General features: G+C 50.7%; 12 protein-coding genes. 5 read left to right on the top strand and 7 right to left on the bottom strand.

Annotated features, from left to right (window positions below; all coding sequences use genetic code 11):
• On the top strand, window positions 1-618 hold the full coding sequence (locus HZ996_00110; protein QTN37604.1) for an ATP-binding cassette domain-containing protein: 618 nt from the start codon (window positions 1-3) through the stop codon (window positions 616-618).
• Between the two features lie 54 nt (window positions 619-672).
• Window positions 673-1,236, top strand: coding sequence for an elongation factor P (gene efp / locus HZ996_00105; GenBank protein QTN37603.1), 564 nt, complete (start codon window positions 673-675; stop codon window positions 1,234-1,236).
• 4 nt (window positions 1,237-1,240) lie between these two features.
• Here the strand turns inward: efp and HZ996_00100 are convergent, their stop codons facing one another.
• Genes HZ996_00100 through HZ996_00085 form a run of 4 tightly spaced genes read right to left on the bottom strand, consistent with a single transcriptional unit; the run spans window position 1,241 to window position 5,972 of the window.
• Entirely contained in the window at window positions 1,241-2,680 is a 1,440-nt protein-coding gene (locus HZ996_00100) for an O-antigen ligase family protein (GenBank protein ID QTN37602.1), read from the bottom strand.
• Window positions 2,681-2,684: 4 nt separating this feature from the next.
• Window positions 2,685-3,698 (bottom strand): hypothetical protein, encoded by a 1,014-nt coding sequence (locus HZ996_00095; protein ID QTN37601.1) that lies wholly within the window; start codon window positions 3,696-3,698, stop codon window positions 2,685-2,687.
• Window positions 3,699-3,708: 10 nt separating this feature from the next.
• Entirely contained in the window at window positions 3,709-4,635 is a 927-nt protein-coding gene (locus tag HZ996_00090; GenBank protein ID QTN37600.1) for a sulfotransferase, read from the bottom strand.
• Entirely contained in the window at window positions 4,623-5,972 is a 1,350-nt protein-coding gene (locus tag HZ996_00085) for a flippase (GenBank protein QTN37599.1), read from the bottom strand. The genes HZ996_00090 and HZ996_00085 overlap by 13 nt, the downstream gene beginning before the upstream one ends.
• Before the next feature lie 61 nt (window positions 5,973-6,033).
• Here HZ996_00085 and HZ996_00080 point away from each other — a divergent pair, with 61 nt between their 5' ends.
• The 3 genes from HZ996_00080 to HZ996_00070 are packed head-to-tail and all read left to right on the top strand — an operon-like array spanning window position 6,034 to window position 10,395.
• Window positions 6,034-7,173, top strand: a complete 1,140-nt coding sequence (locus tag HZ996_00080; GenBank protein ID QTN37598.1) for a glycosyltransferase family 4 protein — start codon at window positions 6,034-6,036, stop codon at window positions 7,171-7,173.
• On the top strand, window positions 7,157-7,753 hold the full coding sequence (locus HZ996_00075) for a ribonuclease HII (protein ID QTN37597.1): 597 nt from the start codon (window positions 7,157-7,159) through the stop codon (window positions 7,751-7,753). Before HZ996_00080 ends, HZ996_00075 begins: the two co-directional genes overlap by 17 nt.
• A gap of 29 nt (window positions 7,754-7,782) precedes the next feature.
• Window positions 7,783-10,395 (top strand): hypothetical protein, encoded by a 2,613-nt coding sequence (locus HZ996_00070; protein QTN37596.1) that lies wholly within the window; start codon window positions 7,783-7,785, stop codon window positions 10,393-10,395.
• Here HZ996_00070 and HZ996_00065 read toward each other — a convergent pair whose 3' ends face one another.
• The 3 genes from HZ996_00065 to HZ996_00055 are packed head-to-tail and all read right to left on the bottom strand — an operon-like array spanning window position 10,396 to window position 13,039.
• The gene (locus HZ996_00065; GenBank protein ID QTN37595.1) at window positions 10,396-11,292 is read right to left on the bottom strand and encodes a glucosaminidase domain-containing protein; all 897 of its coding nucleotides are present in this window, start codon (window positions 11,290-11,292) and stop codon (window positions 10,396-10,398) included.
• An 18-nt stretch (window positions 11,293-11,310) separates the two neighbouring features.
• Complete coding sequence (locus HZ996_00060) at window positions 11,311-12,294, bottom strand: pyridoxal-phosphate dependent enzyme (protein QTN37594.1); 984 nt, start codon at window positions 12,292-12,294, stop codon at window positions 11,311-11,313.
• Entirely contained in the window at window positions 12,278-13,039 is a 762-nt protein-coding gene (locus HZ996_00055; GenBank protein QTN37593.1) for a sulfotransferase, read from the bottom strand. The genes HZ996_00060 and HZ996_00055 overlap by 17 nt, the downstream gene beginning before the upstream one ends.
• Window positions 13,040-13,055 lie beyond the last annotated feature (16 nt).

The raw sequence follows: 13,055 nt of genomic DNA, 5'->3' as shown, positions 1-13,055 counted from the left end.
ATGACGCGCCTGCACGCATCCGAACTATGCCAGGCGTACAATAGACGCTATATTTTCAAAGGAGTGAACCTGGAGGTTACTCCCGAGACGCCGACGGTGATTCTGGGAGCGAATGGATCTGGTAAAAGCACTCTGCTCAAAACCTTGGCTGGGGCATTAATGCCTTTTGAAGGTTCCGTTTCCTTGACGATTGACGGACTTGAAGTGGAGGAATTGCATGCCAGAATTGCCCTAGCTGCTCCGTATTTGGAGCTTATAGAAGAGTATACCTTGCGGGAATTCTTGAGTTTTTGCAGTGAATTGCGTCCATGGAAAAGTGGATGGGACAATGAGAAAATCATTCAATTGGCCTATCTCGAAGAAGCTGCGGATCGCGAGCTCAAGTATTTTTCTTCCGGAATGAAGCAACGGGTTCGCTTGGTGTTCGCTGCCTTGGCAGATACACCCGTGCTTCTCCTAGATGAGCCTACATCAAACCTGGACCGAAAAGGGATTGATTGGTATGTGAAATTGATGGACGAGCACCGGAAAAATCGAATCGTGATCGTTGCGAGCAATGAAAATCAAGAGGAATACTATTTTTGTGATCAGCAACTCCGGATTGAAGATTACAAGTGACGGAGATAACGCATCGTGCCGTAGGCACTAAACCTTAGAAAAGAAAACCAACTCATGGCTACTACTTCAGACATTCGCAAAGGACTTTGCATTCGTTTCAACCACGATATTTGGAAGATTATTGAATTCCAGCACGTGAAACCAGGAAAGGGAGCGGCCTTTGTGCGCACGAAGATCAAGAGTTTGACCAACGGTAAAGTGTTGGATAACACCTTCCCTGCGGGACATAAAATTGACGACCTCCGTGTAGAGAATCGCACGTATCAGTACCTCTATAACGATGATCAAGGTTTTCACTTTATGAATACCAGTGACTACAATCAGATCTTTCTCGCAAAAGAAATGATGGACGCTCCAGAACTCATGAAGGAAGGGATTGACGTGCAGATTTTGTTCGATGCCGAGAACGAAAATCCATTGACCTGTGAAATGCCTTCTTCGATTGAGCTTGAGGTTACGTACACGGAGCCTGGAGTGAAAGGGGATACGGCAACGAACGCAATGAAGCCTGCAACGGTTGAAACCGGTGCGGAGATTCAGGTTCCTCTGTTCATCAATGAGGGAGATAAGGTCAAGGTGTCTGCTCCAGACGGGAAATATATGGAGCGCGTTAAGTAAGCGCTTACTTCTCTTCGGAAATCTCCTCAGGCAGGTGGTAAACTTCGATCGCCGTTAAAATGGCGAGGCAGCCCCATACGGCAACGGAGGCTTTATCCGTATCCAGAAAATTATTCAGGAAGGCGTGTGTCCAATAGGTCACTAGGCCTAGCGTGGCAATAACCGTCAGCATACGCAGCTGCCCAGGAGGGAGTTTGATGTACAGGGTAATCCCTTTGTAGAACATGACTCCGACCAATAGCAGCACCCAAATAGGGCCGAGGAAGCCCTGCTCGGCCAGCGGGCCAAGGTATTCGCTGTGCGCGTTCCCCATATCGGCATTGTTGGTCGAGATGATGGTTTTTTCGTCCGGATGCTGGTAAGGTGCGTACTGGAATTGGTAGGTATTGGGGCCAAATCCGACGATGGGTCGGTCTAAAAACATCCTCCAAGCCGATTTCCAGCGGTTGATTCGTTCCAGGTTCGAGGCATCTGTTGAGATGTTACTCATGGACTGCACGTGCTCTACGAGGTCTCCAGAGCTGTCCTGATCGTTTTTTTCCAGCTTCATGAGGAGCTCATCTTGGACCATCGCGAAGGCACCAATGACGATGGCCAACATGAAGACGATGTACTGAAACCGCACCTTGAAGATCATGAGCAACAGAACGACAAAGGCAGCGATCAAACTAAGCCAAGCTGCCCGCGTATAGGACAAGACAATTCCCACGCAGAAAATGAAGACGATGATGCCCATCAGGGCTTTCATTTGATTGCTCTTAGTGTTGATGAAGGTGAGCCCAATCAATGCGGGGAAGTAAAAGGCGAGGAGCGCCCCGTAGGAGGTGTGATCTTTGAAGAACGGGGACATGACCCAGTGGGCAGCCTGTTCGTCAAAGGCATTGAGGTAATGCTGATACACGGTCCATACAATGACGATGGCTAGCCCAAAAATGTAGGCCCAGAAGTACCGGACGATTTGTTGTCGATTCTTGAATAATTGAGTCGCTACAAAGTAGAAGCTCACGACGTACCAAAGGCGGGCGACCAAGAATTTGAAGGACACCATCGGCATGGTTGAGGTTAAGCTCGTAAAGAACATCCAGACAAGTTGGCCGATGATGATCAGGGATATAGGGTGCCAAACGACTTTCCGATCAAATCCACCCTCGTGAAGGACCCGCAGCAAGAAGATCAGAAGGATGCCGAACATCAAGGGATCCGTGGGGAGTGCCATTCCCACACCAAGGCCTAGTCCCATCTCCGTAAGATTGACCGATAGAGGCGTTAAAAAGCAAATGAGCAAGAGCAACTTGTCCATGGACAAGAGTGCCAAGGCTACGATGAATAAAGCAAAGGGAAAAAGTCCCGCCCAGAAGAATTCCTGCGTAATTAAATAGGCATTCACCGCGATGAACGCGAGCCCAATGATTAAAATATTCCGAGCGTTGAGGACCTTGTCCATGTCCTTATGCCTTGGCGACCCCGTCCTTATTGGCCTTGCGTACGGTGTCCAGAACGATAATGGTCAAAAGGGTCAAGACAAAGCCACCTAGAGTGCTAATAGCAACGACCAACCAGCGCACTGGGTAGGTCTTCTTCTCCGCAGGGAAGGCCTCGTTGACGATAAACTTATGAGGAAGACTCACTTCGGCATCTACCTTAGCTTCTTCGTAACGCGTCTTCATCAAGTTCAATTCCTCATATCGGAACTTCAACTGATCGCGCAGTGAGGTGTAAGCACCCCCGTATTTCGCCAAGGTGTCCAGTTTGTACTGTAGCTCTTGAGCGACACTTTTCTGCCCTTCGATTTGGGCTGTGGCAATTTGCTCACTAAGTACGGCACTTTGGCCTTCGTAATCGTGAATTCCCTTCACCCGAAGATCGCGCAGTGAATCCTCCATCGCCTTCACTTCGCGACGCAGGTTCTTGTATTCCTTTTCTACAATCAACAGACCTTGCTGTGCCCGCTCTTTTTGCACCCGATTCTTCACCGAGTCCAAGAGCGTAGCGATTTCGTTGGCTATATCGGCGGCTAGTTGTGGATCCGTATCCAACACGTCAATCTCCACGGACATGTATTCCGTCCGGCGATAGGTGATGTTGCTCGAGAACTCGCGGTAAAGGTTCGTTTGCTTGTACTTGGAATCCGGATCAATATCGTAGTGATTCATCAAGTCGAACTTGCGGATCACTTTATCGCGAATTTCATCCGAGTAAAGGATCTGAAGCATCTGCTCGGCTTCTTCTTCCTTACCAAACTCGAGGATGTCCGCCGTATAGGCATTCCGCTCACCGAGAAGTGCGCTCGAAACGGAGTTCGTGGTAGCCGGGAAAAGGACCACCGTAGATTTAAACTTCGGTGGAATGAATGCGGGAGCGCTGAATATCGCGGCGGCTACAGCCGACAAAAAAGTCACGACAATCAGCGGCATGCGCCAACGGTAGAGGTAAACGATCAGGTTACTTGAATCCAAGTTCATACGATTAGGTTTAGTTCCAGGGCACCGTCCGGTCCAAAAGATCTTCAAGGCGCTTCCTATCTTCAGCGTAAAAAGCGGCCAAATATTTTCGGTCCTCGGCACTGAGGGTCGGCAAATTTACATCAGTGTAGTAGAAATCCAGCAGTTTTCGCTTAAAATTCGGAGGTATGAAGGCCCCCAGAACCTTCTTGAAGCCGCTATCCGTCAGCCACTTATTCAATCCTTCAAATCGAGCCAAGCCAGCCTGGTTTTCTTTTTCTTGAGTGCCTACGGCACGATGCTCCATTACCCCCAGCCAATCCCAAAGACGTTCGAAACAGACCTCTTGGTCCAATTCAGGCGTAAAGAGCACCTTGATTTGATCTTTGGGGAAATGATTGAACCAGCGCTCCAGCTGCTCTCCGTACATCCCGAGCTCCACGAAGAGCTCGCTTTTTCCCCACCCTTTATCCTTGTTAGCCTGATCCTCTTCAATAGCGGCCCTCAGTTCTAAAGTGGTGTAGCCGTATTTCCGAGCCATTAAATAGTGTGAGAAAAGACGTTCCACAGGGTCACGGAGGACCACGAGAATTTTGGCCTCGGGATATTGCGCCGCCACTTCTTTTGCGGCATTTTCACTGAACAGATAGGAGGTGGAGCATTCCCCAATAATTTTTTCGTCTCGAACATCTTCAAAGAGCTGCGCGTAGTCCGCCGCGCTGCGGACAAAGCCCACCTGAAGCTCGGGTAGAGGGTGCTGGCTGAAGTACGGAGTCAGATCCATTGGCGTATTGGCCTTAAAGGCCGCGCTGAAGCCCTCGGGGTCAATATCCGAGCTCCAATAATTGGGCTCTTTGAGTGGACTCAAATAGATTTCAGGATGATTTTTCATCCGCTCATAGAGCGTGGTCGTTCCGCTCTTAGCCGCACCGATCAAGAAGAAGTTCAATCGATCCATCGGTCCAGTATTGGAAAGGTGATGAACCCGTAGGTCCGCTTGATGTAAATGACGGCCAGGATGTTCCAGAGCATCATGCTGAAGCTTGTGGCCACGGCAGCGCCTAGGTATCCGTAGGCTGGAATGAGCCAAAGGTTGAGCCCAACGTTCAATACACTAGTGATGATCATGATGCGCTGAGCTACACGTTCCTTTCCAGTCATATTGAGAATGTACAGCACAGGCCCGCAAAGAGCGTTGACCAATTGACCGGCCGCCAGTACAATCAAGGACCAAACGGCGGGGGCAAACTCCTCGCCGAAGAGTCCGAGTAAAAATCCGGGTACAGCAATGATGATCAGGAAGATAGGCGTACTCACTCCCAAGTTGAGCAAGCCAATTTGACGTGTCGTTTTGCGAATGCCGTCCAGATTGTCTTGAGCAAAGAATTCACTAAACATGGGGGCCGCGATGCTGTTGATGGCAAACTGAGCGAAGGTGATCAGCGTTGCGATCTTGAAGGCCACCCGATAAATTCCCACATTGGTCTCATCCAAGAAATATCCGATCATCAAGGTGTCGGTCCAACTGATGACCAAGAACATAGAGGTACTCAAAAGAATAGGCAGGGCAACATTCAGAACACTTCGAAAGGGAACGCCTGGACCGGGAGCCGAAACCGATCCCACTTGATGTATACGCCACCGTACAAGACCAACGCTTACTGCCAGAAGGAGGACCACTCCGCCACCATAACCGAGCACCGGGACTAAATGATCAGGAGCCTGTCCGTATAATAACCAAACACCTAAAGCGGCCAATAGAATGATGGATCCGTGCTGGAGGGCCGCAAAATCCGTCATGCGCTTCAATCCCCTGAGTGCCTCTGTATTCATACCCAGCATAACGAAGGGTGGAATGATCAATGCCGTCCATCGAAATGCTGAGGTCAACCATTCGGTTTCCGTTCCGAGGCGTTCAGCCAGCCAGGGCGCCAGAAGATAGAGTCCTGCCCCAAGGGCCAAGGAAAGAAGGCCGGAGGCCGTCATGGACTTCCGGTATACGCGTCGCAGCGTGCCAAACTGCTCTTTGGACTTGAATTCGGCCATAAAGCGAACCAGGGCTCCGTCTAGTCCCAAACGACCGACGACTCCGGCAATCATGATCGCCGTGTAGCACAGTTCGTAAATTCCGTAGATACGAGCACCGTAGTAGTTCGATACCAAATAGGTGAAAAGGTAGCCCGCCAATGCGCCCGAAACCTTAAAGAACAGGACCAATCCTGAACTGGTCAAGAGCTGCATCAGGTTGGCGTCTTTCTGGACATACCCCCATTTCCGCATCACTTTTTCGAGCATAGCCGCAAAGGTACACAAAAGCCCGGGCGCCTTGGGTCGAGTGAATTTGTACCTTTGGCTCATGCGCATCGCCGTCAATACCCGCTTTCTGCTCGAAGGTAAACTCGAGGGCATTGGCCGCTTTACCTACGAGATTTTCAAGCGCGTCACCCAGAACCATCCGGAGCACGAATTTCTGTTCTTTTTCGACCGCCCCTGGTCCGAGACCTTTGTCTTCGGGGATAACGTTACTCCGGTCAAACTATTTCCCCCGGCTCGACACCCTTATCTGTGGTATTGGTTTTTTGAGCACAGCGTTCCACAGGCCCTCAGCAAGCACAAGGCAGATGCCTTCTTAAGTACGGATGGCTATTTGAGTTTGCGCGCTCGCGTTCCAAGCTCTACCGTTCTGCACGACCTTAATTTCGAGGCCAACCCCGAAAACTTGCCCTGGCTGACGCGTAAGTACTACCTCTACTACTTTAGGCTCTTCGCTCAACGGGCAGATCGCCTTCAAACCGTGTCCAACTACTCCAAGCAGGATATTCAAGATCGATACGGCATTGCTGAAGATCAAATCGACGTTGTGTACAACGGTGCTCACGAACGCTTTCAGCCCTTGTCTGAGGACGAGATTTCCGCTTATCGCCGGGAGAAAACGGACAGCCAGCCCTATTTTGTTTTTGTCGGTGCCTTGAATCCGAGAAAGAACGTCGCCCGCCTCATCGAAGCCTTCGACTACCTCAAGTCCCAAACCGATTTGCCCCACAAACTGATGATTGTCGGGGAAAAGATGTTTTTAACAGAGGACATAAAGAGCGCCTACGGCGCGATGCAGCATGCCGATCAAGTCATCTTCGCCGGCAGACTCGACAACGAACCTCTTCGCCAGTCCATCGCTGCTTCGGATGCTTTGATTTTACCCAGCACCTATGAGGGCTTTGGAATTCCTTTAGTGGAAGCCATGCAATGCGGTGTTCCCGTACTCGCGGCAAACGCCACGGCGCTTCCCGAGGTCGTTGGAACGGCCGGCTTACTGTTTGACCCCTACCGGATTGAGGACATCGCCAGAGCGATGAATCAGCTGGTCGCCGATCGAACTGTTCATCAGGAATTTGCCCACCTTGCACTAGAACGGGCCCAGACCTTTAGCTGGGATCAATCGGCAGCCAAGTACTGGTCGAGTGTCGAGAAAATGATGGAAGATGCCCGTTCACTATGATTTTGACGGCCTCACGGCCGGATGCGACGAGGCGGGGAGGGGTTGCCTTGCGGGCCCAGTAGTAGCCGCCGCCTGTATTTTGCCGAAGGACTTTCATCACCCTTGGCTCAATGATTCCAAGCAAATCAGTGAAAAGCGTCGAGAACTTCTGCGACCTATCATTGAATCTGAGGCCATTTCTTGGTCGGTTGCCTTTCTGAGTCCTGAAGAAGTGGATGAGCTCAATGTTCTTTGGGCCTCTATCGAGGGAATGCACCGTGCCCTGGACCAATTAGACCCTCAGCCTGAACTTATTTTGATTGATGGGAATCGTTTCAAGCCCTACCGAGAGATTGACTATGAATGTATCGTCAAAGGCGATGGCAAATACTTGAGCATATCCGCGGCCTCTGTGCTGGCGAAAACGCACCGCGACGCCTTCATGCTCGAAGCGGCTGCTCAACATCCCGAATACGCTTGGGAGCGGAACAAAGGGTATCCAACAGCCGCCCATCGAAAAGCGATTGCAACGCACGGTCCAACCGAGCTCCACAGAAAGAGCTTCAGACTATTGCCGGAGCAAATGAAATTGGACTTCTAATCCTTATTTTTGCGTCAAACCACTGTCCCATGGTCCGTACCTTCCGCGCCGCCCTGCTTCTCCTCACCCTGATCCTTTTCGCCTGTTCTCGCGACCAAAACGCCGGGGACCTTCTTCAGGCTGTTCCCGTCAATGCTGTGCTCATTGCTGAGGTGAACAATGCTCAAAAGGCTGTTGAACTCGGAACCAACAATCGCTTATGGGAGCGATTGGACTCTAATGCCTATCTGAAGACTTCTCTTACTGAAGGCCGAGCTATTTGGAATGAGTTTCTATCGGGCACTGAGGTTAATGAACTCGGACGATTCAGCTTATCCTTTCACGAATCTGGAGCCAACTCCTATGACGTGCTTTTGGTACTGAAGCGTGAAGATCACCCCTATCTCGAAGAAGTCTATGGACGTTGGGCCGAAGCGGGAGTAGAGGAGGCCCGCACCTACGATGGTGAGACCATCATTCGCATCGACCTAGCCAAAAGTGGAAGAAGCTACTTCGCTGCGGAATCTCGGGGACTCATTGTTGCCTCCGAAAGTGATTTGTTGGTCGAAGATGCACTTCGTCAGTTGAAGGCCAAGGTGAACCTCTTGTCCACGGACGAGTTTGCCTCCTTGCACCGGACGGCGAACAGAAAAGACCCGGTGAACCTGTACATCCAATATGAGGCTTTAGGCGAATGGGCGGCGACACGCATGAAGGCCGGCTCTTTTGCTTGGTTGGAACGCGGGGCTCAATGGACCGAACTGGACCTCAGTTTCAAAACGGATCGATTGATTGCTAGTGGACTTACCCATGTCAGCGATTCAGTGGTGAATTATATGAGCCTTTTCCGCGCCAATCCCTCGCGGAAAAACCAGCTCTTGGATCTATTGCCCAACAACACGGCGGCGGTCGCGGCCATCAGCTTTGAGAACTTTGCCAGCTATCAGCGGGATTACGAAAAGCTCTTGCGCCAATTGAATCGTTCCGATAAGCTCTTGCTCCTCAAAGATCAGAGTACAAAGTACAAGGCCTACACCTCATGGGTCGATACTGAATTTGGCCTTGCCTTGCTCGAGAATCCCGGAGCGGATTGGGCGCAGAGCTCGATAGGACTCATAAAGTTTCGCGATAAACGACTGGCCGAAGAAGCCTTGGGGAATCAAGGCACCGCAGACATCACACAGTACAATGATTTTGTGATTCGCAAAATTGAAGATTCTTCTTTCCCCACTGTCTTTGGTCGCATGTTCAAGGCGATGAATACCTGCTACTACACCACCTACCGAGATTACGTGATTATCGCTCCGCAGGAGCTCCTTGTAAAACAGTTTCTCAACGACAATCGTGGAGGGCGGACCTTGAACGACGACAAAGGTTTTGCCGCGCTTCGGGGAGAGTTGAGCAGTAAGAGTCACGTCTTTCTCTATGCAGAGAACCCGCAAGCTATTAGCCTTCTCCAGGCCGTTACTCGCGCGGAGTACGGGGAAGGTTTGAGTAGTCGAAAAGAGGAGTGGAATGAAATTGCTGCGGTGGCATGGCAGTTGGAGATGGAAGATGACGCCGCGCACACCCAATTGATCGTGCGCTACCGGACGGAGGAACAGGCGGAGACGAGACTTCAATGGGCAACGGAGCTCGATACGCTCGCGGCCATGGAGCCCGTCATTGTCAAGAATCACTACAGCAAGCGATTCGAAGTTTTGGTGCAAGATGTTAATCACACGCTCTATTTAATTGATGCGCGAGGCGATGTTCAATGGCGAAGAGCATTGGACGGCCCTATCCGGAGCGAGGTGCATCAAGTGGATCGGTATAAAAACGGAAAGCTTCAATTCGTTTTCAATACCGAAAGCACCCTCTACATGCTGGATCGCAATGGGAAGGACGTAGAAGATTACCCCATCAACTTACCGGGAACCGTCACCGCTCAGGTTGCCGTCTTTGACTATGACCGCAATCGGAACTATCGAATTTTCATGGCCTGTGGGTCGCGGATTTTGCTCTTTGGAGTGGATGGTAAACCGGTTTCGGGTTGGGAGTTTGGAACGGCATCCTCTGAGGTGGTTGGAACCCCTACGCTCTATCAAATAGGAGGAAGAGATTACCTCGCCTTTTTTACGGCAGATGGGCAAGTCAGTCTGCGCAACAGACGAGGGCAAGAGCGCGTCACCTTAGGAGCAAAGCTAGATCTGCGTGATCCGGAGTTGTTCTTGATAAAAGGTCAAACGCTTTCGGATTCCCGTTTGGTCGGCCTCTCGAAATCAGGGCAATTGACCAATGTGTTCTTCAATGGAAGTGTGGATATGACAGACATCGGAATCGTAGATCCAGAGGCTTATTTCGCCCAATTCAAAGGCCATCAGATTGTCTTGGAGGGAAAAGAAGTACGCGTTTCAGGTCCTGAGGTCAACTACACCTACACTTCGAAGTCTCCCCTTGATCGGTCTTTGAAGACCTTCGACATGGGGCCTCATTTTGTCTTGGGAATTCAGCATCAAGAGGGCCGAGAGCTTTGGCTCATCAATGCTTCAGGAAACGTGCGCACTGGATTTCCGGTCACCGGAGATTTGGGTATGACCATACGCGACTTGGATTTGGATGGGAAGCTCGATCTAATTGCGGCAGATCGAGAAGGCTACGTCTACAATTACGCTCTTGATTAATTACTTCCGCCCACGCAGCAGTAGAAGGTCACCGGCATCTGGTTCTTCGCCAAAAGCCATTCCATTTCGCTCGTAGAGCTTGCGAAGCTTGATCCCATACTGTTGGCTTACCTCATACATGGTTTCTCCGTTGTTGACGCGATGCGTTTTTACCAATCCCTTGTTCTTCTTCGGCTGCAAATAAAGAATGTCTCCGGGAGACAAAGTGCCGTCGTAGCGCAGCTCATTGTACCTCACGAGCTGTTTCATGGAGACGTTTAGTTCTTCGGAAACTTGCTCCAGTGTGTACCCTAAGGGGAGAAGTACATATTTGATTTTATTGGGGTGGTAGGTCACCACTAGGCTGTTCCGATCAAAGTAGGCTGAGTCTTTGGCCATCGGAACCACAAGATCCAAATTGGTATCGTAGCGATACAGTTCATGGCGTTCGATCAAATCGATCAATCGATCCGCATATTTTGGATCCGTCGCGTACCCGGCTTTTTTCAGTCCACGCGCCCAGCCCTTGTAGTCGATGGGGTCGAGGTCAAATAGAGTGGCGTATCGCGATCGTTCACTCAGAAAAAGCGAATGATCTTTGAAACTTTCGCGTGCATCAGAATATACCCGAAAGCACTCATTTCGACGGTCATCGTCGTACTTCATGGACTTCCCGTTCCAGTCGCTATGGCACTTGATCCCAAAGTGATTGTTGGCCTTGGTGGCCAACTCTGAGTTGCCGTCACCGGACTCCAAAATGCCTTGAGCTAGGGTGATGCTCGCCGGAATGCCGTATTCCTTCATTTCTTGAACCGCAACTGGCGCGTAGCGCTCGATGTACTGCTCACGCGTGAGACGCTGGGCAGTAGCGCCGAAGGTCAAGAGAAGGGCCCCTAGGAGCAAAAGTGTTCTGATCATGATGGATTCAAACGTACATTAACCCTGATACAGTATCAAACTTCTTTCCAAACTTTCCCGGCGGGCATTAATTCCGGCAATTCCCTGTAGTCCACCGGTATGAATGATCAGTGTTTTCGCCCTTACGGGCGGATGCAAGCTCGGGCTCGATAGTTCGTGATCTAAGCCAGCTCGACTCAAACCGTACATCATTTTTCCCGTGTATATGGGGTCTAGAGGGATGTCTGTTTTCCGATAGAAATTATTGAGAAAATCAATCAATTCATCATCGACTTGACCGTAGCCGCCAAAGTGAAAGTCACTGACAATGTTCAACCGATTGAGCTCTTCTTCCACCGCATCCTCATCCCACAAAAAGCGATAGAGCAGTTTACGAACATTATCCTTTAGGAAATCTCCTCCTTTCAAAGCCGAATACAGCCATACCTGGGTTTCCGATCCCGTAGACAGCAGGATCCCGGCCGCGGTGGTTCCAGTACCGCCGGGCACTACGACGTGTTCCCAGTCATCGCGCTCCTCACGGGGCACGATTTCCATACAGCCGTTTACTCCGAGGTAGTGTGCTCCGCCTTCCGGAATCACTAGCGTTCTTCCAAAACGTCTGTGGAGCTCATCTTTGTACGATTCATCTTCTTTGCCGTTGTATTCCAATCGAGAGACGCGCTCCAACTGCATACTGTGATCCTGGCAAAAGCGAAGCGTGGGATTGTTTAAGTCGGCATCTTCTCCTCGTACTATCCCGATAGTTCGAAACCCAAATTGAGCTCCAGCTGCGGCCGTGGCCGCCAAGTGGTTGCTAAATGCTCCACCAAAGGTCAAGAGGGTATCGTGTCGATCTTCAAGGGCTTTGAGGACAAAATACTTGAGCTTCCGCCACTTGTTTCCCGAGATGGTCGGGTGCAATTGATCATCGCGCTGAAGGGTCCATCGTGCCGTAGGCACAAAATCTAGAGCCTGCCTTGGGGCCACACGATGAGGCCAAGGGTCAGATTTCGTATCCATAGTGCTGTAGGAGTTCAACGGCTTCTGGATGTGCGGTTAACTCCGCCGCTCGAGCCAGATTTTCTGGTTTTTTCCACTTTCCAGCTGAACTGGTATGGGTGGGTTTCACCTCGCCAAAGTAGGCTCTGTTTTTACGCACACTGGTGTGCTGGTGCCAATGGCGCAGGGCATCGGGAAATTCGATGTCTAAGAAGGTGCAGATATCTTCCAAGGTTTTTTCTTGCTGCTCTATGAGGTCTTCGTAGCGGATGGTCATGACCTGAGGTCGCGCGTTTTCGCGTTTGCCAGCTGAAACATCCTGAATCCATCGTTCGGGTGTAACCCAATATCGGTTCGGATCGCTGGGGTGCTTGGAAAGGATGACATCGCGTCCGTCTCGAACAATGTTGATGAAGCGAAAATTCCCTTCATGAAAGCGGTCAATGGCATCCAAGCGATTCACGTTGAGCGGGGTCTTCTCGCACCAGCGGTCGGCCGTGGGTTTGATGCGATGCGTCAGAAAAGTTCGGTACAAGCGGTCCATACGTGCAGGCTTGTATCCATCTACCAAGTCGTCGAACATACTGAGCTCAAGTGGGCAGGCAAAAATCTTCGGGTGAGCGCTGAGGATGCTCAAGAGTAGGGTGGTGCCGGATCGTCCACATCCGCCAATGTAGACCGGGGACTCGGTAAAGTGCCTCCGCTCAATGCGCTGTCCCAAAAAGGTGATGAGGTTCAAAAAGGGTTTCTTGAGCGCGGCTTTCATAATGCAAACGTATTGA

The sequence above is a fragment of the Cryomorphaceae bacterium genome (genome assembly GCA_017798125.1).
GTDB lineage: Bacteria > Bacteroidota > Bacteroidia > Flavobacteriales > ECT2AJA-044 > ECT2AJA-044.
This window is presented reverse-complemented; position numbering and strand designations above follow the sequence as displayed.

Excerpts from the sequence above, each read along its gene's own strand:
- HZ996_00085 (QTN37599.1), bottom strand. The coding sequence starts at position 5,972 with ATGCTCGAAAAAGTGATGCGGAAATGGGGGTATGTCCAGAAAGACGCC.
- HZ996_00100 (QTN37602.1), bottom strand. The coding sequence starts at position 2,680 with ATGGACAAGGTCCTCAACGCTCGGAATATTTTAATCATTGGGCTCGCG.
- HZ996_00075 (QTN37597.1), top strand. The coding sequence starts at position 7,157 with ATGCCCGTTCACTATGATTTTGACGGCCTCACGGCCGGATGCGACGAG.
- HZ996_00070 (QTN37596.1), top strand. The coding sequence starts at position 7,783 with ATGGTCCGTACCTTCCGCGCCGCCCTGCTTCTCCTCACCCTGATCCTT.
- HZ996_00080 (QTN37598.1), top strand. The coding sequence starts at position 6,034 with ATGCGCATCGCCGTCAATACCCGCTTTCTGCTCGAAGGTAAACTCGAG.
- HZ996_00110 (QTN37604.1), top strand. The coding sequence starts at position 1 with ATGACGCGCCTGCACGCATCCGAACTATGCCAGGCGTACAATAGACGC.
- HZ996_00090 (QTN37600.1), bottom strand. The coding sequence starts at position 4,635 with ATGGATCGATTGAACTTCTTCTTGATCGGTGCGGCTAAGAGCGGAACG.
- HZ996_00060 (QTN37594.1), bottom strand. The coding sequence starts at position 12,294 with ATGGATACGAAATCTGACCCTTGGCCTCATCGTGTGGCCCCAAGGCAG.
- HZ996_00065 (QTN37595.1), bottom strand. The coding sequence starts at position 11,292 with ATGATCAGAACACTTTTGCTCCTAGGGGCCCTTCTCTTGACCTTCGGC.
- efp (QTN37603.1), top strand. The coding sequence starts at position 673 with ATGGCTACTACTTCAGACATTCGCAAAGGACTTTGCATTCGTTTCAAC.
- HZ996_00095 (QTN37601.1), bottom strand. The coding sequence starts at position 3,698 with ATGAACTTGGATTCAAGTAACCTGATCGTTTACCTCTACCGTTGGCGC.
- HZ996_00055 (QTN37593.1), bottom strand. The coding sequence starts at position 13,039 with ATGAAAGCCGCGCTCAAGAAACCCTTTTTGAACCTCATCACCTTTTTG.